The following is a 26014-nucleotide window of genomic DNA, read 5'->3' on the forward strand; positions in this document are numbered from 1 at the left end:
TGTAAGTTGAATTAAATGTATCACGTTCTCATGGATTCTTCTAATGGATTTTTTCTATAAGCAGGAACAGCGAGGCCTCCTTGCATAAATGTGAAGGAAATTGCCACGATTTTTATTGACCGCTGTAAAATTTAGGATTAAAATTGTGCTTATCATATAAATTCAAAATTATGGATTTTCATTGTGGAGGTGGGATACATGGAACCTACAACTACGATACGCTCATATATTGAGGACTACATCAGGAAACAGGGGTACACCCTGCAGTATTTTGCCGATATATCGGGAGTTAACGCTGGAACGCTTAGCGCAATTATTAAGGGGACTCGGCCCATCGCTATGGCACAACTGGATCTGATTACCCAAGGCATGAAGCTGGAAGAGGGATATTTCTACGAGATTTATGGGGCTGAATGTTTCGTGGAATCGGCACCTCATTGGAGGAGACTGGAACCATTCCTGCAGCGCTGTGCTGAATTGGACAAGCTGGAATGTATTCATAAGGTTATCCAGGAAGTGACGGATGATCGCTCGTATATCTCGGAGTTGTTCGAGATGGCTGAAGGCATGCTTGAACGTGGACAGACAAAGGCTGCACGGATGTTGTACGAATGTGTGGCGGAGTGTGAGAAATACCAACACTCGGAACGTCTGGCTTTGTGCCAGTATCGCATCTTCACGTTGTCTCTCGGTCAGGACCAACATGAGAATCTGCGTGCGGCCGTCCATTTTGAACCATATATTAATCGGCTGGATGAGGAACGGCAGTTGGATGCGATAAAAGACCTGGCGAATACGTATGCTTCACTTCGATATTGGGATAAGTCATTTTCCCTTGCTGATGATCTGGGACGGAAAGCTGAAATTATCCAATCGTACACTAAGAAAAAAGTGAATAAAGAAGATAGGGTCACAGCTTATCCGTTATTTGTATATCAGGCATATTCAAACTTGCTTAAGGCCACCGCATGTGAATGGAAAGGTGAGTACACTGAGGCACTGTTATATACAAGAAAAAATGCTGAATTAGCTAGTGTGTTAAATTTTAGTGACGAAGATATATTTTATATTGATATGTTTAGTAGTTGGACTGAGGCAAACACCTACTTATATAATTTGATGATGGGAAAGAAAGAGGTTCTCCCCGTGTATCTAGCTTGGGTTGAGCAAAGTGAAGGAGAAACTCTTACTGCTCTTGTTAAAATTATTGAAGCGGCAAATAATTATGAAATGGATATAGATCATATTTTACTAAAATTTGATAATTCCATTAATCTAATGTTGAGTGATAAAACCTTAACAGAAGGATACAATGAACAAATAAAGAATGACCAATACTCTAAACTTTTATTTGAGCTGGCAATGTATCTTTTTAACAGAGAGCGATACGCAGAAGGAATGCAGAAGCTTGTCTCTTGTCTGAGTTCAGCTATTAGAATTAATAATTCTAATGACATAATACAATGTATTGCTCTCTTTGAGAGATACAGGTCTTTTGCATCTAAAGAAATAGAAAATAACTATCGCAATCTAATGGAGGAGGTTTACAGCTATTATGAAAATAAAAAAAATCATAACTATACTCTTGTGTAGTGTTGTGATTATTAGCAATTTCCCTATAAGTCAGTTTGATGTGAAAGATCGGATGTATGCACCATCAGGACATGGTACCGGGAAATTGTAATATATAAAAAGGATCACTATGGATACTTTATCGGCTTATTTCGGAGTGAGGAAATAAGCTTTTTTGTATTTTCATAGATTGACCAATGTAAAATACAGGATTAAAATAACATTTATTATATGAAATTGAATTATAAGTGATTCTAATGACGGAGGTGAGACAGTGGAATTGGTACCTAAAATAAGAGTACATATTGAGAAATATATGAGAGAGCAGAATCTCAAGTTGCAGCATTTTTCCGATATTACTGGAATTAATGTTGGAACTTTAAGTGCCATTCTTAAAGGCAACAGGCCAATGTCTATGAACCAACTGAATCAGATTACTTCTGTTATGAGATTAGAGAAAGGGTATTTTTATGAGAGTTATGGGGTTGAATCCTTCATAGAATCTTCGCCCCACTGGAGACGTTTGGAGCCATATCTATATGAGTGTGCTGAGCTTGGTAAGCTGGATTGTATACAACATGTCATCACTCATGTAACGGACGATCGATCATATATAGAAGAATTATTTGATGTAGCTGAAAGCTTTTTTGCTAGAGGATTAAAAGAAGTAGCTCTTATTTTGTATGAATGTGTGGCAGACAGTGAAAAATATCAACACTCCGAGCGGTTGGCCTTATGCCAGTACCGTATTTTTCTGCTTCATAAAACACTGAATAAATTCAATAACTTAAATGCCGCAGTAAAATTTGAACCTTTTATCGAAAAATTGAATGAGGAAGTACAACTGGATGCGATTAAAGATTTAGCTAATTTGTATGGCGCGATAAATCTATGGGATAAGGTTTTTGAACTGGCTAATGAATTGATTCAAAGAACTGAATTCCAAGTTCAACTTCAATCTATGAGACGGAACAGAAAACCAAGAATAGCCTCTTATCCTCTATTTACTTATAAAGCTTATGCTAATCTGCTCATGGCAAATGTATCTGAAGAACGTAAGCAATATATGAAAGCTTTGGAGTACACAGATGTTTATGAGGATATTATGGATGGGATTAAAAATCCAACAGAGGAAGAGCAAGAATTGATAGATAGATTCAAGGGCTGGGCTGAGGGCAATCGATATTTGTACAAAATACTATCAGGTGACTTCGAAGGCTTAAACCGTTATTTAAATTACCTAGATGTTAATCATGCCGAAATTTTAACAGCACTCGCCTATATTATACAGGCGGCAAATCAGTACTCTTTTAATATTGACCATGCATTAAATAGATTCCAAAATCACATTGATCAAATTAAAGCGGCAAGACATGTAAAAGGAATATATAACGAACAGGCATCAAATTTTAGATATATACGCTTATTCTACGAACTAGCAAAATACAGATTGAATCAGAACCAAATTGAACAGGGAATAGAACATCTAATTACTAGTTTGGAACGTTCTTCTTCATGTAATGAAGATCTAATGTGTATCAAATGTATTGATTTATACGGAAAATATAGAGATCGCGCCAGTAAGACTCAGGAAGAGCAGTATACAAAACTAATAGATAAGTTAAGTGTACCGACTTTTCGATAGTAAAACATCTGGGGAAGGACGATGAAGACAATGTCCAATATACGTTCCTATATTGAAAGTCACTTGAAAAATAAGGGATATAAGCTACAGCAATTTTCAGAAATGGCTGACATTAATGTTGGTACATTAAGTGCGATCATCAAAGGAACCAGACTTATGTCAATGAATCAACTAGACCAAATCACATCAACAATGGGTTTAGAGCGGGGATACTTTTATGATATGTATGGTGTGGAATGTTTTATTGATTCTGCACCTCATTGGAGACGTTTAGAACCGTTTATATATCGTTGTGCTGAGCTTGGCAAGCTGGATATTATCGAACAAGTCATTACTCATGTGACAGATGATCAATCCTATATTGATGAGTTATTTGATGTGGCAGAGAGTCTCTATAGTAAAAGCATGAATGAAGCGGCACTCATTTTATATGAATGTGTGGCCGACAGTGAGAAGTATCAACACTCGGAGCGGTTGGCTCTTTGCCAGTACCGCATTTTCCTGCTTCAGAAAACACTGAGTAAATATGATAATCTCAATGCAGCAGTAAAGTTCGAATCGTATATTGATAAATTAAATGAAGAAGTGCAATTGGATGCAATTAAAGATTTGGCAAACGTATATAATACGATACATTTGTGGGACAAGGTTGATGCATGGGCAAGGGAACTGGAACGGAAAGCAGAATTCCAATTAAAAATTCAATCTCGTAGGCGAAAAAGTAATAAAAGAAGGCTAACAGCCTATCCTCTTTTTACATATGTAGCCTATGCAAACTTGTTATTATCAAGCGTCTATGATGCTCGTAAGGAATATGAAAATGTCCTAAAGTATATAGAAAAATACTTGGAAATAGTTGAGGTTGAGAATCCTACACAAGAGGATCAACAAATAATAGATTTGTTCCTAATATGGGGAGAAGGAAATCAATATGCTTCCCAATTAATGCTTGGTCAAGAAAATGTAATCAATTCTTATTTGGATTATATCGAAAACAACCCGTCAGAAATATTAGCTGGACTCATTAATATTTTGCAAGCAGCTAACCAGTATTCTTTTAACATTGACTATGCTTTAGACAGATTTAAAGATCAGATCAATTTGTTTAATACTGACATGTATATTAAAGGTAGTTATAACGATCAAATGTTAAACCACGCGTATCAAGATTTTTACTATGAATTGGCAAATTATCAAATGAAACAACGTAATTATTCACTTGGAATGGATGCCTTACTTATGTGTTTAGATCTCTCTTCTTCAAGTAAAGATGACCTGATGTGTATTAAATGTGTAGATTTGTACGGGGAGTATAGAAGCGAGGCCAATGAAACACAGATCAGAAATTACAAAAATGTAATAGAAAAGTTAAGTTTACCGACTTTTTGATAATGAAATATCTGCGAAGGGACGATGAAGAAGATGCACAATGTACGTTCCATATATGTTGTTTAATTATGAACTTGTAAAGTATAAATGCAGACTAAAAGTTTATCAAACCGGTATAGATACTTAATACACTTACCTCTTTCAACGTTTAACCATAACGATCATATGACAGTAAAATGTTTTGATTTTAAGGGGACTTATAAACAACACGCAAACTTGTCTCAGCAAAGACGTATTCTCAATTATCTAAGTCAATAAATATATAATAAAACAAACAGCCTAACTGATTCTGAGTTAGGCTGTTTTGTGTTTTAGAAAAGCACTAGGTCTTTTCTAAAGAAATTTTTTTTACAAAATTATGCAAAATATATTATGTTTTTCAAAGTACTTGTCGTCATTAGCGAAACTAAATAGCCTACTCATATTAAATGTTTTTTAAGAATGTCCTAGAGGGGGTCTTGCCATGAGAGAACTGAGTAACTTGAAAGACCAAATCGAGCAAGGTCGGCAAGAGTTGAGTCGCTTGGTAGATCTATATGAAATCCCAAATATAAAAGTTATTGAACAGTCTATGGCACTGGATGAGCTAATTAATGAATATAATCGAGTTACTTTAGGAGTGAGCATAAAGAGGTGTAAAGTATTGTGAAATTAACTTGAAATCATAGTCATACTAAAAAAAGTGTTTTTATGATGATTATCAATATTTAATAACAATAGGGCTATATTATGGATTATTATTCATAAAAAGTTTATTTAAGTTTCTTTTGAAAATGATTATATGATTAATCTGAGCACGTTCTCAATTACAAAGAAAGAAAAGAGGTGATTGCAACGTTAGGATATGGATAAAACTTGATTTAAGTCGATGAAGAGAGAATTCTAGATTCAAAGATAACACAGTCATATGATCTTAGTTTCTTTATTAAGTTAGTTAGGTTATTAACGTGACTATTTTAAAACTTATGAGGAGGTTCTATCTATGAAAAAAATTGGGAAAATTCTATTAACAGCAATTATGATTTCTTCTGTATTTTCAACGGTGGCATCTGCTTCATCTGAGGGACCAGTTATAATTACGAATACGCCTGAAATAGTGAGTAATAATGATATTTCTCAGACAAGTGCAATAGGTATTTTTGATCCTAATTTTAAAGAAAAAGCTAGTTCACAAGGACTTGATCCTGAAACAATTATTGCAGGGTATTATGTTCCTTTTGATAAGACCCGTTCCAATCTATCAAACGATCAGGTGCTTCCTTCTGCGATAGGAGACTACTATCTGAAAAACATTGACATGACCCAAATTACTGGAAATGTTATTGAGCGTGCGATTGGAAAAGGTCCAGCGCCCTTGTCCTTGTCTGTTATTGATGGTGTAGCTACTACGTTCTCTGCTGAGGTTTCTTCGAAAGCTGGATGGGGAGGCGCAGAGATTGCTGCAAAGCTAGGCACGACTTATCAGGCAACTCGTAACTTTAACAAAACATACGGACCAATCCAAATTCCTGCAAATAAAACATATACCATTTACTGCGCACCAACATACAACTACTATTCGTTTCAGATATGGAAACAAGGTTTCTTTTCTGATTCTTATATTGGTACTTATGAGTATAAAGAACCGACGGGTTTATACTTTTACTGGCAAGATACTACTGGTTGGTAACTAGACATAATTTCACAATTTTGGTAATATGGTAGCGCATACAACAGCAATACTATATTATCAAAGGAGAATTTAAATTTGAAAAGTAAAATGATTTCCTTAGTAGCCCTTATCTGTTCACTTATATTATTTGTTATTGGATTTCAGTTTATTGCTCAGAGTACTGATTGGGGTATGGACAAAGCTATGTTGGTTCTTGCAGAATACCAAAATGTAAAGTCTGATACCTCTGATATCTTTGGTAGTTTTATAAACTCAGAGATTTGGTCGTATAAAATTGAAGGAATATTATTGATATTTGTAGGGATGTTAATGTTGTATTTAGCAAATTCATTACGAAGTAAATAAGAAAAAAGTATTCGGGTCCCGAATACTTTTTTCTTATTTACAATTTAATCTTTAGTTCAACATATAAGTATGAAAAAGGCTGAATTTCTTTGAAAACTTATGTAAATAAACATTTTATTCTGCAAAGGAATATAATATGAATTTTTTGGCAATGTATCCTAAAATGTTATACAAAGAGGGGGTGCATGCTGTGAGTGAACCGGTACAGATCACAGATAAAATCGAACGGAACAGGCAAGAGTTGAGTCGTTTGGCGGAGAATCATGGCATGCAGGACAACCAAGTCCTCCGACAGTCCATGGTACTGGACGAGCTTATTAATGAATATAATCGATTCAAATATAAAAGCCATCTTAGGAACAGACAACCGATTGCATAATGCAGTCGGTTTTTTTGTCTAATTAGTGTTCTATAGAAATAGCGTAGTCGACTGTAGCGATACAGTCGGCTTTTTTGCGTTCACCTGATACCTATGCGGATAACTTGAAATTCCGTACCAATTCCAGGGTTGGCAGGATAGCGAATGATCCTTAAAACTGGATATGATGACCCCAGTTATATCCAGATTGATCTGTGAAGGGGGCTCATACAATGATAGGGAGAGGGAGGGATGAACGGAAATGATGGACAAGGTACGCATTTTTTTCGGAAAAGACCTAAACCTGCGCACCAAGTTGCTCCTGTTGTTCCTGGCGCTGACGTTGCTGCCGCTAAGTTTGCAGGGAGTGATGAACTACAAGCATTTCTCGCAGACGATGGATCGCAAGACCGAGCAGTTCACCATTGATATGGTTCGCCAGATTAACGCCAATCTGAATCGGCTGCTGAAGGACTTTGAGCGGTTGTCGCTCTTGCCGCTTTACGATCAGATGGTGCTTGGCATTCTGGGCAAATACAATGCTTCAATGGGGTCGGGTGCATGGGCGAGGTCTGAGGATTATCTGAAAATGAAGCTCTATACATCTGGTCAAGCTTATGACCGACCCGAGATTCGTGGAATTCATCTGATCAGCAATAGCGGTATTTTATTCTCCAATCTCGATTCACTGGCGGTTAAGCCGGTATGGGACAGCAGGCAGGATGACTGGTTTGCAGAGCTTGAAGAATCAGAAGGGACATGGCGCCTGCTTCCTCCGCATGAACCCGGCTATTACACGGGCGGTCAGCAAGAATCGTATATATCGGTGGGCAGAGTGCTTCGAGATCCGGGTACGCTCCAGCGGTTGGGGTACATTCTGATTGACATCCGTCTGGAAGCCTTTGGCCAACTGTTATCCAATCTGAATTATGAGCAAAATGCAAGCCTGATGATTGTAGACAGCAAGCAGCGTCTTCTGTTCGAACGCACCTCAACCGGAGGAATGTCTGCGTACGACCAGTTGCTAATGCATGGACAGCTTCAAAGCTATGCAGGAAATCAAAAAGTTGTTCTGGATGGGCAGTCCTATCTCTACGTACAACACCACTCCAGCTATTCTGGGCTTTCGGTGATCAGTCTTACACCTATTGCCGTGATTCAAAAGGAGTCAGGTGAGATGCTCACCTTCACGATATGGTTCGCAGTGTTGTGTATGGCGGCCATAGCGACTCTGGCGGTTCTTTTATCCTATCGCATCACCCGGCCACTGATTCGACTGAAGCACCATATGATTCGGGTGGAGCAGGGAGATTTTAGCCAGCGTGTAGCACACTTCAGCAGTGATGAATTCGGGCAGATAAGCCGGGGCTTTAACCGCATGATGGAAGAGATTCATCGACTGTTCAATGAGGTGTTTCTGCTGGGCATTCAAGAGCGGGAGGCAGAGTTGTCAGCGTTGCAAAGCCAGATGAATCCCCATTTTATATACAACACGCTGGAGTCCATTAACATGATGGCCATTCGCCAGAAGCATGCTGAGGTGTCGGACATGGTGACGGCGCTTGGCAAGCTGCTGCGTTATACGATTGATAAGGTGGACCGGAAGGTTCCACTTGGAGAAGAACTGGCTTTTGTACAATCCTATGTACGCATTCAGCAGGTCCGTTACAACGGCAAGTTAGAGATTATCTATGACATCGAAGAAGCAATAACGGAGTATTTGATTCCCAAGCTGGTACTGCAACCGCTGGTGGAGAATGCAGTCTACCATGGCATTGAAGGGCAGGAAAATGGAGGAGTAATCTGGGTATCTGCCTTGAAATTCGACCAGGAGCTGCTGATTAGCGTACGAGACAACGGTAAGGGTATGACTCAGGCAAAGATTGACGAATTAAACGAATCCATATCAAAACAGCCTTCCAGTCAGGCATTACGTTGCCATGCCGGGGACAGTCTGGGGCTTAACAATATCGCCCAGAGGCTTCGCCTCATGTATGGAGAAGGCGGCAGCATAAGCATTGATGGAAGTCTAGGGCAGGGCCTGGTGGTCACGATATCCATTCAACTTCTACCGAAAGGGGATTGAAGCGCATGTATAAAGTATTGCTTGTAGAGGATGAGACGGTCATCCGTCAGGGACTAAGGGAGCTGATCGTACAAGCGTCTTCCCAGTTTCAGGTAACGGGCGAAGCGTCGAGCGGTACCGAGGCATTGGATTTTCTGAGATGTGAGGTGCCGGATGTGTTAATCACGGATATCCGCATGCGTGAAATGGACGGATTAACTTTGGTAAGCAAAGCCAGAGACATGTACCCTGAATTGTTAATGCTCATCATTAGCGGCTACGGCGAGTTTGAATATGCACGCAGAGCGATGGAGTTTGGGGTGTTGAACTACCTGTTGAAGCCAATCGATCGTTATGAACTGGCATTATCCATACAAAAGATTCAATTGCTGCTGGATCGCAGATACGGTATTACAACTCTTTCTATCCCTGAGCCATCTGGCAAAACAGAACACGCTGGTGGAGATACACGGAAGATTATCCGAGATGTGAAGGAGCACATCAAACAACATCCTGATGGAGATCTGCGACTTCAGACGATAGCAGATCTCGTTAACTTGAACCCTACTTATTTAAGCCAGTTGTTCAAGAACGAAATAGGCATCAATTATTCGGAATACATCACGGAGGCACGTATGGAGCGGGCCAAGTGGTTGCTGATTAACACGGGTCTCAAAATCTATGATGTGGCACGGTTATCCGGGCATCAGAGCCCGAAACACTTCATGCTGGTGTTCAAGCAGCAGGTGGGATGGACCGCAGGAGAATATCGAGACCGATTCAGTATCTCTTGAAAAACCATACCATTTCTGTAGTTGACGTGATTTAAGAGGGAACAATGCTTTCGTTATACTTTGGTTGCACATGTATACCACGACGTCCATAAGGGGGATTTCCATGAAAAAAGCAGGACTGATACTGGTGTTTATACTCATGATGATGGCTTCAATCGCGTGCACAAGCTCCAATTCCGGCAGTGAATCTGGGGGTGCAAGCGGAGAGAATGGAGAGGTCGAGCTGAAGTTCATGATGTGGGGCAATCAGGCGCATATGGATGTGTACAACAAGTTGATCGCTGACTTCACAAAGGAAAATCCAGGCATCAAAGTAACGATGGAATCCGTACCTTTCGCAGAATACCAGCAAAAAATTTCGGTGCTTGCCGCCGGAGACTCCCTTCCCGATCTCGCCTGGGTATCGGAGCGAATGGTACCACAATTCAAGTCCAATCACATTCTGGCCGATGTATCCGAGTTCAAGGATGATGCACAGTTTAAGCTGGATGATTATATTCCAAGTACATTGGATTTGTTCCGTGATGGCGATCAACTGCTGGGATTACCTTTTTCTACACCTCCGGTGGTCATGTTTTACAATAAAACGCTGTTCGACAATGCCGGCCTGACTGATCCAAACACACTTGCCACCCAAGGACAATGGACATGGGAACAGTTCGTAGAGTCCGCCAAAGCCATTACCAGCAAGGATGCGACCAACCGAGTCTATGGTGCCAACTTTTTTCGCGATTGGAAGACCTGGGCGGTTCTCTCCTCCTACTCTTGGTCCAATGGAAGCGGTCCATTCGATGAAGGCATGACTAAGTTCACTTGGAACGATGACTATGGCGTACAGACCTTTGAATTGCTGGAACGCATGATGTTCACCGATGAATCACACCCGAAGGCGGGCGAACAGGTCAGCTTTGATGCGGGTAATGTGGGCATGTTCTTTGATAATTACAGCTATGTTTCCAAAGCAAGAGAAATTACGGATTTTGAATGGAGCATCGCTCCTATGCCTTCCGGTTCACAAGGCAGTGTACCGATGCTGGGGCAGGCCGGATATGCCATGTTCAACGACAGCAAACATCCAGAGGAAACGAAGAAACTGTTGAAGTATTTTGCCAGTGAGCAGGGGATTCAGGCGACAGCCACCTACTTTGTGCCTCCGCGTACCTCTGTTCTGAACTCAGATGCATTCATTCTTCAGCCGAATAACCCAAGCAAAGATCATATCGTGCAGGCCGTCATTGATGAAATGCCCAAAGCGCGCTTAATTCCCGGTCATATCCGTTGGCAGGATATCGACAATGCGGTATTGCAGGGATTTGACCGACTATTTGCAAAAACAGCGACAGCTAAGGATAACCTGAAACAAATGCAGGAAGAGATCCAAAGTGTGCTGCAACCCTAAGTAAATCGATCGAAACCGGAGGTGAGAATGATGGGCAAATTCAAAGAATTGCTTGAGCGGAAACCGCTGTCGCTGGTGGTCAGCCTACCTGAGAATGATATTGGTTTGGCTCGGGCAGCCATGGAAGAGGGCGCTGATGCACTGAAGGTGCATTATAATGTCGGTCATCGCGCCAGCGGGAATCATTTTGGTCCATTGGGTAGCTATGCGGATGTATTTCGGGCAATCCGCAGTGAGTTTGGTGGACCGCTCGGAGTTGTACCGTCTGGCAGTATAGATGGGGCACAAAGGGAGGATGTGGAGGGGCTTTCCGGGCTGGGTTTTGATTTCTATTCCATCTATGCACATCACTTGCCATCCTTCATGTTGAATGACTTGGGGCTGGACCCAACGTTTGCGATCAATGAGGAATATGATGCTTCCCTCGTAACATCGGCAGCGCACTTCGGCTTCACCGCTCTGGAGGCATCCATTGTACCTGGAAAAGAATATGGTACACCGCTAAGCTTCGCGGATGTACTCAAGTATCGCCGTCTGGTCTTGCAAGCCCAGATACCGGTATTGGTTCCTTCCCAGCGAAGGCTGGTGCCGGCGGATGTTCGAGTGCTGCGCGATACCGGGGTAAAGGCGATTATGCTTGGAGCGGTCGTGACTGGCAACACGGAGGAACAGCTGCGAAGGGCTGTGAATGAGTTCCGCAATGCGGTGGACAGTCTGAACCGTCCGAATTAATCAGTTGAAAGTCACGTGAATCACGGGGGCACCCCATGTTAGCATTCATTTGTTCTAACGAATCGAGGACATGTTATTCACGTCCATTTGTACGGATCTGAAATTTAAGGAATCAGAGAGACGTTATTTCGTCCATTTGGTCGATTTTTAAAATTCTGGCGACATTTTATAGAGATATAAGATGACTGAGATTCGTTACCCGGTGCATTCTTTAAAAATCTGCCTTATAAGATGCGGTAGATTCGTCAGCGCTTGGAGCGAGGGAGATCAATCCTTTTGATACAGCACCTTATATAGAATCGTCGCAGAGTTCAGCTTCGGAGGAAATTGGATTAAAAGGGGGAGGCCTGATTGACCCATTCACGCAAGCGCAAAAGAGGGGGGCCGCTCGCCAGAGAGGCCCAGATCGCGGGTTGGCTGTTTGTATCGCCGATGGTGCTTGGGTTTACCCTGCTGCTGTTGTTTCCCATGGGTCTCGCTTTATACATGAGTCTGACCGATTGGCCGCTGCTGGGGGATCATCATTTTATTGGATTGGAGAATTACCGGAATATTATGACAGACGCGATGTTCTGGAAAGTGCTTGCCAATACGGTTTATTTCACAGCGGGGCTGGTACCGCTTAATATTGTGCTCGCCCTGCTGCTCGCATTGCTGCTATCCAGAAATCTGCGGGGCATCGGAATTTTCCGAACAGCGATCTTTGTTCCGGTCATGACTTCGCTGATCGTATGGGCCATCGTGTGGAAGCTGATGTATGCGACAGAGTCGGGATTGATTAATCAGCTTCTGTTGATGCTGGGCATCAAAGGTCCGGCCTGGCTATACAATCCGGATTTGGCAATGCCGGCGGTGATTGTGACAAGTGTGCTGAAAAATGTCGGTCTGAATATGGTGCTGTTCATTGCAGCGATTCAGCAGGTACCGCGTTCACTGTACGAAGCAGCAACATTAGACGGGGCGGGCAAAAGGGAAACCTTTTTTCACGTCACGCTGCCCATGATCACGCCAACCGTGTTTTTGACCGTAGTCATGACTGTGATTGGTTCACTCAAAGTATTTGGGCAGATCTATGTGATGACACAGGGCGGGCCGAGCAACAGCACCAAGGTATTGGTTTATTATATCTGGGAAAAAGCATTCAAACTATTTCAGTTCGGCTATGCTTCTGCTCTTGCGTATGTACTGTTCTTTATCGTGCTAATTCTGACGCTGCTGCAATGGCAGCTCCGAAAGAGGTGGGTATTTAATGAAGGCGATGCCTAGTCCTTCGGGGCGGAAGATAGGAAGTACTCTGGGGACGTATTTGTTGCTGACTCTGACTTCCCTCATTATGATTGTGCCATTTATCTGGATGATATCGACATCATTCAAGGAACCCCAGAGCATATTCACCTATCCACCGCAGTGGATACCGGAAACATTCCGATTTCAGAACTATATCGATGTCTTTCAATTGATACCGTTTCACCGTTTTTATTGGAACAGTATCTACATTTCTGCGTTGGTTGTGCTGGGAACGGTATTTTTTGCTTCCCTCGCCGGTTACTCATTCGCCAAAATTCCGTTTAAAGGACGTAATGTGGTATTTCTCATCCTACTGAGTGCGATGATGATTCCCCATGAGGTGACGGCGATTCCGATGTTTCTATTCATGCGACAACTGGGGTGGATTGATACCCATCTTCCGCTGATATTATTGCCGATCTTTGGTGCGGGGGGCGTATTAGGGATCTTTGTGATGCGGCAGTTCTTCATTACGGTGCCAACGGAGCTGGAGGAAGCGGCGATGATTGACGGCTGCAATCGCTTCCGAATATATGCACGAATTATGCTGCCGATTGCCAAGCCCGGTATGGCTACGCTGACGATCTTCACGTTTGTGACGATCTGGAATGAGTTTTTTGATCCGTTGATCTTCATTAACTCGCGTGATCTAATGACGCTACCGCTTGGATTATCCCTGTTTACAGATGAAGTGGGTACAGCCTGGCAATATCTGATGAGCGCCACCGTCATGGCAACCTTGCCACTGTTAATTGTTTTTTTCCTGGCACAACGGCGCTTCATTGAGGGCGTTGCCATGACGGGACTGAAAGAATAAGCCGTGTAATACGTGCAATAGAACGGAAGGAGGGACAACATTTGCGTGAACGGATGAGCATGAAAAAGGAAGAAGCAGATGTCGTTATTGTGGGAGGGGGCCCTGCGGGTATAGCGGCAGCTATTGCGGCTGGACGGCAGGGTATACGAACAGTGCTGGTGGAACGATACGGATTCGTTGGCGGGATGTCAACCGCTGCTATGGTTTATCCCTGGATGACTTTCCATACGGAGCGCGGTGAGCAGGTCATTAAAGGTATTGCGCAGGAGATTGTGGATCGATTGCAGGCACGTGGCGGCTCCCCTGGGCATTTGCGCGATACGGTTGGATTTGTGCATACCGTCACGCCGTACCATCCAGCCATCTTTCAGGTGGTTGCGGCAGAGATGTTGCAGGAGGCTGGTGTCCGGCTGTTATTGCACAGCTTTGTGGACGAGGTGGTCGTTGTAGATGATCGGGTGGAAGCGGTGCGAGTGACCAGCAAGTCTGGAAGAAAGGAGTTCCAGGCGAACGTATTCGTGGATGCAAGCGGTGATGCGGATCTGGCTTATCTTGCGGGTGCTTCTGTGGCAAAGGGACGAGACGGAGACCATCAGTCACAGCCGATGACCATGAAATTCCGCATGCGTGGTGTGGATCTTGGACGAGTGAAACAGTATATGCTGGAGCACCCGGAGGATTTCTATGTGAAAACTCCCTTTGCTGAACTGGACAGCATTCCGTTAACCGGGGTGAGTGGCTTCTATTCCCAATGGAAAAAAGCGGGTGTACCGATTAATCGCGATCAGGTGTTGTTTTTTACCGGACCGGCAGAGGATGAAGTGCTGATTAATTGTACCCGAGTGCAGGGACTCGATGCGACAGATGCCGAGGATCTGACCTCTGCGGAACAGGAAGGCCGGAAGCAGGTGCTGATGATCGCTGAGTTTTTGCAGCGTGATGTGCCTGGATTTGAACGGGCTTCGATCTCGGCAGTAGCGCCGCAGATTGGTATCCGTGAATCCAGACGAATCATTGGGCATTATGCGTTGACCCAGGTGGATGTGGTTGCAGGACGAAAGTTCGACGATTTGATCGCTAGAAGTGGTTACCCGATTGATATCCATGACCCTTCGGGTCAAGGTGTGGTGGCTGCATTTATAGAGGGGGATGGGGCATATGATATTCCGTATCGCTGTCTGATCTCTAGCAATATCCGCAATCTGCTGGCGGCAGGACGCTGCATCTCTACCACACATGAGGCGCATGCAACGACAAGGCTGACTCCAAGCTGCATGGCTACCGGGGAGGCCGCGGGAACCGCAGCTGCACTAACAGTGAAGATGAAGCTGGACCCGGTTGATCTGCCAATCGAGCTGTTACAGGCGGAATTACGTCACAACGGAGCAGCGATCTAGCGGATGAGCTGATTGTGGACGAATTGGGCGAATCGGTGAATCATTAATAGTGGGAGTGGGTGTTTATTTAATTCGCGGTGGCGTACGTTTTAACGAACCTGAGACGTCTAATTCGGGGCTATAAGCTGAAATAAAAAATGTAACGAATCTCAGTGAAGCTATTTTTGCTCAAAATGCTCCAATAGGGGGTAATAGCGGGGTAAATCGGAAGAATAGAGCGTCTAAGATTCGTTAGATTAGGAAATGTCCCAAAAATGGCTAAATAAGCTTCTCTCAGTTCGTTAGAAATTGGTGGGAAGCTCGTGAATTGATGAGCGTAACTGTAGCCCCAAAGACTCCAATTCCACTGCATGGGTGGATTTAGAGTCTTTGGGGCGCTTTCATACTTTTCATACATTTGGTTCTTTCCTTCATCTCTATTCCTTCATATCTAATCAATCACGAGGTCTCGGTTCCTTGATGTTCATTCATGCATCGTATTCTTTCATGCCCTATTCCTTCCGATTATCAATTCATCCGTGCCTCAAGTCGTCTTGCAACAATGGACAACGCGTAGTTGATGACAAAATACAATACGGCTGCGAGTAGCAGGGCCGGGATAATGTAATCGAAACTTTGACCGCCAAGGATCTGCACGTTGTGCATCAGCTCCGGCAGAGAGATGATGATCGCCAGTGAAGTATCCTTCAGGAGTGAGATGAACTGGCTGACCATCGGCGGGGACATGCGACGTAGTGCCTGTGGCATGATGATGCCACCGAGTGTCTGCATGTAGCTGAGGCCCGAGGAGCGGGCGGCTTCTACTTGACCGCGCTCAACGGACTTCAGACCGCTACGGACGATCTCGGCGATCATCGCGCCTTCAAACAGACTCAGTCCAACGACCGTGGACCAGAAGACGGACATTTTAATCCCGAGCTGTGGAAGTACCATGTGGATGAAGAAAATGATGAGCAGCAGCGGCAGATTCCGGATCGTATCCACGATCACTGCCATGATCTGTGACAGAACAGGGATACGGGTAAACCGGATTGTACCCAACAAGGTGCCGAGCACAAAGCTGAGTATAATGGATAGCCCTGCTACCTGCAGGGTGATCAGGAATCCGTGGAGCAGGAAACGAAGGTTGGGCCACGCATAGGCCCCGCTAAAGTCCATATTTTATTAGCCTCCTTCTGTGTGCAGGAATGGAATATCGAAGATCAATAGATGGGGCATGGACTGTGTATAAAGCAACTCAAGCACCGTAGCAGTGAATTACAGTGTACACTGTGACATGATCACCAATGCCAGTAAAACACAGACGATCCAGTACTCATTTAAACCACTTGGACAAGCTGATATATCTCCCTAAAAATCTGCGCAGGTACAAGTCGATCTGTTACATGGTGACCTGACCTGCCGGTTTGTTCTTTTTCGGTTTGCCCTTGGTGCTGCGCGCCTCTGCATCGCTCTGTCCAAACCTGCGCTCCATATAATGCACCAGGAAGCTGAGTGGTAGTGTCAGCACCAGATAGAACAGCGCAACAATGGTGTACACACTTAGCGGCTGGAACGTATCCGAGTTAACCAAGTCGGCAAAATACATAAGATCCATACCGGCGACAACGGCAAGAATGGATGAGTTTTTGACCAGATTGATGAACTGGTTGCCGATGGATGGCAATACAATCTTGATGGCCTGGGGCAGAATGATCAGGTTCATGGCCTGTACATAGGACAAGCCGGAAGACCTTGCTGCTTCCAGTTGTCCACGCGGCACGGTCTGAATGCCCGCTCGGATCGCTTCGGCAATGAAAGCGGCGGTGTAGATGGTCAGACCCAGAGTACCGGAGACAAACCCATCCAGCGAGATGCCTAGTGCAGGCAGTCCAAGATAGAAGAAAAACACAACCAACAGCAATGGGATGTTTCGGATAAATTCCACAAAAGCCGTGCCGATCCAGTTCAGCGGTTTCACAGGGGATATCCGAAAGATAGCCAGGATTGCGCCAAGGATAAAGCTGCCAATGAGAGCCATAATGCTCACTTGAATCGTATTCAGGAACCCTTCCAGAAAACGATCCGAGTGTCGCATTAGTACGCTGAAATCCAATGTGCCCATATAGGCGAAGCCTCCGTTCTCCAGATGTAGAAACGGCGATTACGTCTGCTCATGCTTCGCATCCAGCAGACGAATTCGCCGCTTACCTATCTTAATTCGGGTTACTCGGGCTTCGCGCCCAGCCATTTCTCATGTAAAGTGTCATATTCCCCGCTGTCTTTCATGCTTTTGAGCAGCGTGTTGACTTCCTCCACGAAGGCAGTGTCGCCTTTGCGAATGGCCATACCATAAGGTTCGCTTGTGAAATTGCCACCAACCAATTGGAAGCTGTTATCCGTCTGTTGCATGCCGATGAGGATGATGTTATCTGTGGTCAGCGCCTCGCCTTTACCTGCTTTGAGAGCAGTGAATGCATCCTGATAGTTATCGAATTCAAGCACCTCAGCATCCGGGGCTTTCTCGCGAATATTCTGAGCGGATGTGGAGCCTTTCACCGCGAGTACTTTCACCCCGCTGAGGCTTTCCAGGCCGGTAATCGCACTGTCGTTTTTCACCAGCAGGGATTGGCCTGCTTCAAAATAAACATCACTGAAATCTACCTGTTCCTTACGCTCATCCGTAATTGTCATTGTGGCGATGATGATGTCGATGTCTCCATTTTGCAGCATGGGAATACGTGTCTTGGAAGTGACCTCTTTCAGTTCAACCTTGGTCTCATCTCCAAGGATCTGTTTGGCGAGTGCCTTGGCGATATCAATATCGAATCCTTCAACGTTGCCACTTGCAGGATCTTTCAAGCCAAACAGCTTCGTATCGTATTTTACACCGGCGATGAGCTTGCCACGTTCCTTAATCCGCTCAATCGTGCCTTTCGCCTCGGCGTCACCACCACCGCTCGCTGAAGGTGTATCTGTTCCTGTACTACAACCTGACAATACAAGGCAGAGAATGAGGACAAGCATAAATGATGGCCATTTCAATAATTTCTTCATGAATAAAGACCCCTTTCAAAATGGAATAGTGGATTATTCTCAATGATGAATCAGACGGCTCAGGAATTGCTGTGCTCGTTCTTCTCTGGGGTTGTCAAAAAATTCGGCAGCGTTGGCCTCTTCTACAATTCGGCCTTCGTCCATGAAGATGACCCGGTCCGCAACTTCGCGGGCGAATCCCATCTCATGGGTAACGACGACCATGGTCATGCCATTATGGGCAAGGGAACGCATAACATCGAGGACTTCCCCGATCATCTCGGGATCGAGAGCAGAGGTAGGTTCGTCAAAAAGCATGATTTTGGGCTCCATGGCGAGTCCTCTGGCGATGGCTACCCGTTGTTGCTGTCCACCGGACAATTGGGAGGGATAACTGTCTGCTTTGTCAGCAATGCCCACCCGGGTCAGATACTTCATTGCTGTTGCGGCTGCCTGTTCTTTGGGTTGTTTGCGCACCTTCATGGGTGCAAGGGTAATGTTATCGATGACTTTTTTGTGAGGATAAAGATTGAAGTGTTGAAATACCATGCCGATGTCACGGCGGAAGAGGTTAATGTCCACCTTTTTCTGATGTAGAGGAATCCCACTGACGACAAGTTCACCTTCGGTAATGGTCTCCAGGCGGTTAATACAGCGGAGTAACGTACTTTTGCCGGAGCCGGAAGGTCCGATAATGACAACGACTTCTCCTTCTTCAATGTGAAGATGGATATCCTTGAGGACATGAAAATGACCGAAATGCTTCTGGACACCCCTAAATTCAATCAAGAGTACACCCCATCCTTTCTGCAACGTCTGTGTGTAAAAGGAATAATAAGGAATAAATTGAAACTAGTTATTTAATCATACATAGTCATCCTGCTTATGGCAATTGGTTTGTGATAAAACATGACATAAGTAATGGGTTTTCTAGGGCTATAGCCAGTAAATGTGTTATGTATCTGTCATGTTATTAAATGTCTTGTGACGAATCCTGACAGAAAAATGAATCTATTCTCCTAGTTGTTTACCAACCTTTGGAATAGTTGTATAGAGTATACTGAAAGTGATGTCTGATTTATGACTTTGAATTATAAAAACAAATAGCATCAAGTTCCACGTGTACATGGCAAAAAAGCTTAACCTTGCACTTCTTGCCATTGATATGATGGAGCGAGAGAGTACCCGTCTGAGAATAAACGAAGTAGATCGTAGCAAAATGTTGATCTCATAACAATTCCATTACAGGTAGAGAGGATGATTCTGCACGATGAATACATATCACTCCCCAATGTCGACAGGAGCAAGTACCCAGTCCGATGTTCGAGCTTATGAAGCTAATTTGCCTGTCATTCCTGCTCAGGATTTTCAGCTTACAGACTATGGAGCTGTTGGAGACGGCGTAACAGATAATACGGAGATGTTCCGACTTGCCATCGCTTCATGTGCTGAAGCAGGAGGTGGGAGAATCGTAATTCCTGCCGGGGTATGGCTCACAGGCCCGATTGTAATGCGCAGCCGTATCGAACTACATGTGGAAGCAGGGGCACTGGTTACATTTAGCCGAGATTTTAATCAATACCCATTAATTGCATCAAGCTTCGAAGGATGGCAGGTGGTCCGTTGCCAATCCCCGATCGATGGTGATCAACTGGAGGATATTGCGATTACTGGTGAGGGGATATGGGATGGTGGCGGTGAGGCATGGCGTCCGGTAAAACGCTCCAAAATGACCACTTCACAATGGAACCGATTAGTCGCTTCTGGTGGTGTTGTAGAGCAATCCGGTGGAGATGAAGAAATCTGGTGGCCTACCACAGCTGCACTTGAGGGCGGTACTATCGCGAATCGGTTGCATCAAGAGCAGGTACGTGATGTCTCTGCCTATGAAGAAGTCAGAGACTTTTTACGTCCCAACATGGTCAGCTTGCGCAGATGCAAACGGGTATTGCTGGACGGTCCAACGTTCCAGAACTCGCCTGCATGGAATCTGCACCCCTGGGCATCCGAGCATGTCACCATTCGTAACGTGAGTGTGCGTAATCCGTGGTTTTCACAGAATGGAGATGGGCTGGACATTGAATCCTGCCGTCAAGTGGTGGTGGAGAAGAGTGTATTCGATGTCGGTGATGATGCGATCTGTCTGAAATCAGGCAAGGATGCCGAAGGCCGTGAACTGGGTCTTCCATCGGAGTACATCACCATTCGGGATTGCACGGTGTATCACGGTCATGGCGGGTTTGTCATTGGCAGTGAGATGTCCGGCGGCGTGCGGCATGTGCGTGTGTCGGATTGTACGTTTATCGGAACAGATATTGGCCTTCGCTTCAAAAGCGCACGTGGGCGCGGCGGAGTGGTTGAGGACATTCAGATTGAGCGCATATATATGAAAGATATCATTATGGAAGCGATCTCGTTTTCCTTTTTCTATGCAAATCAGGAAGGGTCTGCCCGGGGCAGTGATCTGTCTCAGGACATTAGCGAAGAGACGCCAGTGTTCCGGGATATTCGAATATCGGATGTGGTCTGTGCCGGTGCCGACACTGCATTGCTTGTGAGTGGATTGCCCGAACAGCCTTTGGATGGCGTGATCATCCAGCGTTACCGCGTGCAAGCTCGTAGTGGTGTCCAATGTGCTCATGCAAAACATCTGCATATCGCTGAATTGCAGGCGCAGATCACTGAAGGTCCGCTGGTTCATTTGCACCAGTGCAAAGGGGCAGAGTTAGAGAGCATTCAGGGCAAGGGTGCAGATGGGCGACTTCTGATGGTGACCGGACACGAGTCCGCAGGCATTGTATGTCGTGAAGTCGATGCTGACACAGACGGTCGTCAGATCTCTGTGGGTCCTGAAGTACGAAGTGGTGTGATCATTCGCAGATAAAGAGTATGTAGTAGGGTTAAATACAAGTTGGTCCAATTCAGCCGTAGTGGTGCAGCCATAGATCCAGTAATCGCGATGCCTTTTGATATAAGGAGTACGTAATCTCTGGAGCGAGGCTACCCACTCGGCTTTAATATGAAGTTATCTGATGATCTACCGGTGTTCCTTGCGATAGCGCAGCGGTGTTGTACCGGTGACTTGTTTGAATGTTTTGTTAAAATGTGCCGTATGCTCAAATCCTACCTTCTCAGCGATCATCTGGACACGCTCTTGTGTGGACAGCAATCTTCGTTGTGCTTCCCGGACACGAACAACTCGCAAATATTCGCTAAATCGAAACCCGGTAAACCGGCTGAACATTCGGCTCAGATAGGATGGACTGATATAAAAACGATTGGCTGCACCCTCCAGCGTAAGTGGTTCGGTATAGTTTTTATTCACATAAGTGACAATTTCACTGATTTTGTCCTGCATTGGATGCAAGGGACCTGGGCATGACTGCCGGATGTTCTCCTCTACCCGATGAATACGGATCAAAAGTTGGGCAAGCAGACTTCTTACGGCGATCTCATAGTGAGGGCGTCGCTCTTTGCATTCTTGCAGCATCTGCCACAATATACGCTCCATCTCGGGCTGTTCCGCTTCAGGCAAGCGAAGGAGTCTTGAACAATTAAAAGGCAGCAGACCACATATGCCGAGTTCCATCCCCGTTGCAAAAGCAGGCGAAAAACCGATTAAAATTCGTTCGAAGCCGGGAATGCTTCCTTTGGAGGTGGTATGTACATCGTGTGGATTAATCAGAATAAAATCACCCTTGCGGGCTGACAGAATCTGACCATTCATGGAATACACTCGTTCACCTTCAAGTAAGTAATACAGTTCGTAGAATGGATGAGCGTGAGGTTGTGGCATACCGTTCCCATCATGTCTTCTCATATGTTCAATGGTAAATGAATGTTCACCGATTCGATATTTGGGTCCAATCCGATCCTCTATGAGACTCATGGTACAGCTCCCCTCTGCTTCACGGATTAACAACGATATCCATATCATAACGGAAAATCCATCTTTTTGTAAACGCTATCATTGGAAATGAAATATTTCTTTAATCCTATCGTTAAATACCGAGAGAACGAATTTGGCATGATCCATATGTGCTGTCAAGGTGACAAAACTTGAATGATGTTTTAGAGTAGGGGGAGAGAGGCGAAACTCTGGTTAAGGAGTGTCTCCAATATGATTTGGAAGGAAGGAAACAGGTTATGACGACACATGAATTATCGCCATTGGTTGCTGCGCTCAATATGCAGCCTCACGTTGAAGGCGGTTGGTATAAGGAAGAATGGAAGGCATCTTATCAGATTCCACAGTCCGTTCTGCCGGATACATACTCCGGCCCACGATTCTCGGCAAGTTCCACGTATTTCCTGCTGCACGCACATGAAATCTCCGAGTGGCATACGGTTCTGTCCGATGAACTTTGGCTGTGGCACAGCGGCAGTCCAGTTGAACTGAAGCTGGGTGGCAACGGGGAGAATCCGGAGAACGAGGAAGTTCTTGTTCTGGGGATGGATATTGCTGCGGGGCAATCACCACAGGTGCTCGTTCCTGCCGGCGTATGGCAGACAGCACGTCCGCTGGGCGATGAGCCTGTACTGGTAACTTGCGTAGTAGCGCCAGGTTTCCACTTTGATGATTTCAAGCTGGTATCCAAAAGCGAATAGGTTTTGATATTTTGAAAATCCCGATTGGAGATGCTCAGTGCATCCGAATCGGGATTTTTTTGGATCGAGCGTATTAAGTATGCTGAGGTCTATGCCCAGTTCAGGGATGTAGGATTCCCTTTTGAATCAGCATCACTTTTGGCAATGACTAATCACTTCGGATTCTCGTTACTCATCCAGCTGTCCACATAAAACTCCTCATGATAATCCGGTTGCTGAGCGAGTTCTTTGAGCTTCTGTTCAGCTTCTTCAGCGGTAAGATATTCTCCAATAACTGCTGTGAACTCACCAGTGGACGTTTTGAGGAAAGAGATGTCCTCATCCGGATAGGATTCTTTCATTATACCCATCGATTCTCCAAAAGGCATTGATTCTGTGCGGAGAGAGTATACCTTCCGAGGTGTGACCGGTTTGCCGTCGGAAGTCAGTTTCACTTCCAGGTATCCAGGGTTCTTGAATTCCGTTACGGCATACTGTACCCCTTCTTTTAAAACAACTACGAATCCGACGGAAGAGTCGTCTAAAATCATGGAACCATAAACATCTTTCACTAAAGGCTGGGTCATGAAGTCGGCTTTGACTTTCTCTATATCCATGTAACGTGCACCGCTAAAAGTGAAGAGGATACGATTCGGTGCTTCTTTGTGTATTACATTATAATGGGGTGCATCATTAGTCTGATCTTGCTCGTCGGTGCTAAAATTGATTTTAAGCGTATTTTCGGTTGCTTCCGATCCCACAGTTACTCCATCGGTAATCTTGCCGCCATCGCCGAATTGAAGTACCTGAACAATCGTTCCGACCACAGGTATTTTGACCATGGCGTTTGCGACAGTAGGAATGTTGACTATGAAGAGAAAAGCAGCACATGCTGCCAGAATGGAAGCAGAGCGAATGATACGGGAGGAGCTTTTGCGAGCGGCAGCCTTTTGCTGGGCTTGATTAATAACATCTGTAAGTTGAGCTGGAATTTCAATGTTTTCGTAACGTTCTTTACCTGTCATAGATCTCCAACCTCTCCTTCAATTAAATCCATTTTTAATTTGTTGATAATCCGATAGAATTTTGACTTAACGGTATTCTCCGATAGGGAGAGCACTTCAGCGATCTCCCGGAAACGCATATTACCAAAGAACTTTAATATTATATAGGCTCTATCTTCGGGCACGAGTCGATCCAGTGCATCATACAGATCCATTTTCTCTTCCACGGATGCTCCTCGCTCTGGAGCCACAAACTCCTGCGTATGATCCTCCATATAGGTCACTCGCTGGTTGCGTCGAATATGATCTATCGCTGTGTTAATCACAATTCGTGACATCCAGGAATCAAAATAAGTCATGGATTCCATCTTTCCATAAGCGATGAACCCTTTATAGACCGCTTCGGATACGATATCCAGCGCTTCTTGTTCATTTTTAACATAGCAGTATGCCAGTCGATATAATTTATTTTGAATCACTGTTATTTTTTCGCTGAACTGGTCTTCTTTTGTCTTTCTATGGTTCAGTCTAATCACTCCTGATCCCCCCTGATAAACCTAAATATTCAAGTCACCGCTCGTTCCAGGCCTGGATTCCATATAAGTGCTTGAGTTCGCTTGACACTCGTTAGACTGATGAGGAGACAAAATAGTTCTAAACGGTCTAAAAAACTTTTTTTCTTTCGGCTCTGAATAGGATAACGAACCTCGCCTCCATTCTTAACAACGAAGAGACTGCCTATAACATCACATACCAAAACACCCGCTCTTCTAAGATCGAAGGCGGGTGTAATCGAATTAATTTGCTTATATTAGAAGTTAAAGTTGTCTGGGTCAGAACCAAATCGTTTGTTCTCGTTCAGGCCGTTAATCTGCTCTATTTCTTCCGAAGTTAACTCAAAATCATAGAGATCGGCATTCGCGTGAATACGCTCAGGCGTGACGGATTTCGGTATGGTCACGATGCCGTTCTGCAGATCCCAGCGCAGAATCACTTGTGCGGGTGACTTGCTGTATTTCGCGGCGATATCCTTCAGCAACGGATGGTCCATCAGATGACCTTGTCCGAGCGGAGACCAGGCTTCGATCTGAATCTGATGTTTGTTGCAGTACTCACGAAGCTCTGACTGAATCAATAGTGGGTGAAGTTCCACCTGATTAACTGCTGGTTTGATCGTGGCATCGATCATCAAGTCTTCCAGATGGTGAATCTGGAAGTTGCTCACACCGATCGCGCGGATGCGTCCTTCTTTATGGAGTTTCTCCAGCGCTCGCCATGTGTCTTTGTACTTGCCCTTAACCGGCCAGTGGATAAGATAGAGATCCAGGTACTCAAGTTCGAGTCGTTCCATGCTTGCCTCGAAGGCAGCTAGCGTGGATTCATATCCCTGATCACTATTCCATACTTTAGTGGTAATGAACAGATCCTCACGAGCTACTCCAGATTCACGAATACCCTGAGCGACACCTGTTTCGTTGTTATACGCTTTGGCTGTGTCGATGCTGCGATAACCAGATTGAATGGCTGTTTTGACAGCATGAACGACTTCGTCTCCGTCTTTAACTTTGAATACCCCAAAACCCAGCCATGGCATTTTGACTCCGTTATAGAGTGTGGTTGTGTCCTGCACGTGTTTCATGGTCCGAAATTCCTCCTCTTATTGATTCATTGTTCCACTATGTAATTACCCTGCTGTTCAGCAGCCAATCGATATCGAAGGGCCGTCTTAATTGATTATACTAAAATCTTCCTGGTCTTGGAAAAGGGAGCGATCCATTTTACGAAGCAAACGCCGTTATTATCCTTTTTCTTCAACCAGAGGTTTGGTTTTGACGCTTGTGGGTGATAAGATGAAGTATACGATATATGGAAGTCAAGACTTTGCTATGGAGAGTTTACATAAGCATTTTGCATAAATCCCATGAGCGTCTTCCGA

At 44.5% G+C, this 26014-nt stretch carries 24 protein-coding genes; 16 read left to right on the plus strand and 8 right to left on the minus strand.

What is annotated here, in order from left to right:
- The first annotated feature begins 198 nt into the window (after positions 1–198).
- From MKY87_RS17920 to MKY87_RS17985, 14 genes are all read left to right on the plus strand, one after another.
- Positions 199–1593 (plus strand): helix-turn-helix transcriptional regulator, encoded by a 1395-nt coding sequence (locus tag MKY87_RS17920; RefSeq protein WP_091020017.1) that lies wholly within the window; start codon positions 199–201, stop codon positions 1591–1593.
- A gap of 253 nt (positions 1594–1846) precedes the next feature.
- Positions 1847–3217, plus strand: coding sequence for a helix-turn-helix domain-containing protein (locus tag MKY87_RS17925; RefSeq protein ID WP_340965592.1), 1371 nt, complete (start codon positions 1847–1849; stop codon positions 3215–3217).
- Positions 3218–3247: 30 nt separating this feature from the next.
- The gene (locus MKY87_RS17930; RefSeq protein ID WP_340910938.1) at positions 3248–4606 is read left to right on the plus strand and encodes a helix-turn-helix domain-containing protein; all 1359 of its coding nucleotides are present in this window, start codon (positions 3248–3250) and stop codon (positions 4604–4606) included.
- 463 nt (positions 4607–5069) lie between these two features.
- A complete protein-coding gene (locus tag MKY87_RS17935; RefSeq protein WP_340910935.1) occupies positions 5070–5255 on the plus strand; it encodes an aspartyl-phosphate phosphatase Spo0E family protein in 186 nt (61 codons plus the stop codon).
- Between the two features lie 333 nt (positions 5256–5588).
- Positions 5589–6275, plus strand: coding sequence for a hypothetical protein (locus MKY87_RS17940; RefSeq protein WP_340965593.1), 687 nt, complete (start codon positions 5589–5591; stop codon positions 6273–6275).
- Positions 6276–6353: 78 nt separating this feature from the next.
- On the plus strand, positions 6354–6623 hold the full coding sequence (locus MKY87_RS17945; RefSeq protein ID WP_340910929.1) for a hypothetical protein: 270 nt from the start codon (positions 6354–6356) through the stop codon (positions 6621–6623).
- 190 nt (positions 6624–6813) lie between these two features.
- Complete coding sequence (locus tag MKY87_RS17950; protein ID WP_223868875.1) at positions 6814–7002, plus strand: aspartyl-phosphate phosphatase Spo0E family protein; 189 nt, start codon at positions 6814–6816, stop codon at positions 7000–7002.
- Positions 7003–7243: 241 nt separating this feature from the next.
- Positions 7244–9067, plus strand: coding sequence for a sensor histidine kinase (locus MKY87_RS17955; RefSeq protein ID WP_340965595.1), 1824 nt, complete (start codon positions 7244–7246; stop codon positions 9065–9067).
- A gap of 5 nt (positions 9068–9072) precedes the next feature.
- Entirely contained in the window at positions 9073–9840 is a 768-nt protein-coding gene (locus tag MKY87_RS17960) for a response regulator transcription factor (RefSeq protein WP_340965596.1), read from the plus strand.
- 103 nt (positions 9841–9943) lie between these two features.
- Positions 9944–11239, plus strand: coding sequence for an ABC transporter substrate-binding protein (locus tag MKY87_RS17965; protein ID WP_340965597.1), 1296 nt, complete (start codon positions 9944–9946; stop codon positions 11237–11239).
- Positions 11240–11266: 27 nt separating this feature from the next.
- Positions 11267–11971 (plus strand): hypothetical protein, encoded by a 705-nt coding sequence (locus MKY87_RS17970; protein WP_340965599.1) that lies wholly within the window; start codon positions 11267–11269, stop codon positions 11969–11971.
- 351 nt (positions 11972–12322) lie between these two features.
- Positions 12323–13237: a carbohydrate ABC transporter permease gene (locus tag MKY87_RS17975; protein ID WP_340965600.1), complete on the plus strand. Its 915-nt coding sequence runs from the start codon at positions 12323–12325 to the stop codon at positions 13235–13237.
- Complete coding sequence (locus tag MKY87_RS17980) at positions 13221–14075, plus strand: carbohydrate ABC transporter permease (protein WP_340965602.1); 855 nt, start codon at positions 13221–13223, stop codon at positions 14073–14075. The genes MKY87_RS17975 and MKY87_RS17980 overlap by 17 nt, the downstream gene beginning before the upstream one ends.
- Positions 14076–14134: 59 nt before the next feature.
- Positions 14135–15472, plus strand: coding sequence for an FAD-dependent oxidoreductase (locus tag MKY87_RS17985; protein ID WP_340967476.1), 1338 nt, complete (start codon positions 14135–14137; stop codon positions 15470–15472).
- 507 nt (positions 15473–15979) lie between these two features.
- Here the strand turns inward: MKY87_RS17985 and MKY87_RS17990 are convergent.
- The 4 genes from MKY87_RS17990 to MKY87_RS18005 all read right to left on the minus strand — a co-directional run bounded on the left by MKY87_RS17990 (position 15980) and on the right by MKY87_RS18005 (position 19276).
- Positions 15980–16630 (minus strand): amino acid ABC transporter permease, encoded by a 651-nt coding sequence (locus tag MKY87_RS17990; protein ID WP_340965604.1) that lies wholly within the window; start codon positions 16628–16630, stop codon positions 15980–15982.
- A 223-nt stretch (positions 16631–16853) separates the two neighbouring features.
- Positions 16854–17576, minus strand: a complete 723-nt coding sequence (locus MKY87_RS17995; protein ID WP_036616642.1) for an amino acid ABC transporter permease — start codon at positions 17574–17576, stop codon at positions 16854–16856.
- Positions 17577–17677: 101 nt separating this feature from the next.
- Positions 17678–18508 (minus strand): transporter substrate-binding domain-containing protein, encoded by an 831-nt coding sequence (locus tag MKY87_RS18000; protein ID WP_340965605.1) that lies wholly within the window; start codon positions 18506–18508, stop codon positions 17678–17680.
- 39 nt (positions 18509–18547) lie between these two features.
- The gene (locus MKY87_RS18005) at positions 18548–19276 is read right to left on the minus strand and encodes an amino acid ABC transporter ATP-binding protein (RefSeq protein ID WP_051449904.1); all 729 of its coding nucleotides are present in this window, start codon (positions 19274–19276) and stop codon (positions 18548–18550) included.
- Between the two features lie 481 nt (positions 19277–19757).
- Here MKY87_RS18005 and MKY87_RS18010 point away from each other — a divergent pair, with 481 nt between their 5' ends.
- Positions 19758–21371 carry a glycoside hydrolase family 28 protein gene (locus tag MKY87_RS18010; protein ID WP_340965607.1) on the plus strand — a complete coding sequence of 538 codons (1614 nt, stop codon included), beginning with the start codon at positions 19758–19760 and terminating at the stop codon, positions 21369–21371.
- 153 nt (positions 21372–21524) lie between these two features.
- On the opposite strand, the gene MKY87_RS18015 is transcribed toward MKY87_RS18010, so the two are convergent.
- On the minus strand, positions 21525–22376 hold the full coding sequence (locus MKY87_RS18015) for an AraC family transcriptional regulator (RefSeq protein WP_017691033.1): 852 nt from the start codon (positions 22374–22376) through the stop codon (positions 21525–21527).
- 257 nt (positions 22377–22633) lie between these two features.
- Here MKY87_RS18015 and MKY87_RS18020 point away from each other — a divergent pair, with 257 nt between their 5' ends.
- Positions 22634–23095 (plus strand): cupin domain-containing protein, encoded by a 462-nt coding sequence (locus MKY87_RS18020; RefSeq protein WP_017691032.1) that lies wholly within the window; start codon positions 22634–22636, stop codon positions 23093–23095.
- A 152-nt stretch (positions 23096–23247) separates the two neighbouring features.
- Here MKY87_RS18020 and MKY87_RS18025 read toward each other — a convergent pair whose 3' ends face one another.
- The 3 genes from MKY87_RS18025 to MKY87_RS18035 all read right to left on the minus strand — a co-directional run bounded on the left by MKY87_RS18025 (position 23248) and on the right by MKY87_RS18035 (position 25717).
- The gene (locus MKY87_RS18025) at positions 23248–24099 is read right to left on the minus strand and encodes a hypothetical protein (RefSeq protein WP_340965609.1); all 852 of its coding nucleotides are present in this window, start codon (positions 24097–24099) and stop codon (positions 23248–23250) included.
- Positions 24096–24614, minus strand: coding sequence for a sigma-70 family RNA polymerase sigma factor (locus MKY87_RS18030; protein ID WP_340965610.1), 519 nt, complete (start codon positions 24612–24614; stop codon positions 24096–24098). The genes MKY87_RS18025 and MKY87_RS18030 overlap by 4 nt, the downstream gene beginning before the upstream one ends.
- A gap of 275 nt (positions 24615–24889) precedes the next feature.
- Positions 24890–25717: an aldo/keto reductase gene (locus tag MKY87_RS18035; RefSeq protein WP_340965611.1), complete on the minus strand. Its 828-nt coding sequence runs from the start codon at positions 25715–25717 to the stop codon at positions 24890–24892.
- Positions 25718–26014: the final 297 nt, after the last annotated feature.

It is taken from the genome of Paenibacillus sp. FSL R7-0198 (assembly GCF_038000415.1).
Classification (GTDB): domain Bacteria; phylum Bacillota; class Bacilli; order Paenibacillales; family Paenibacillaceae; genus Paenibacillus.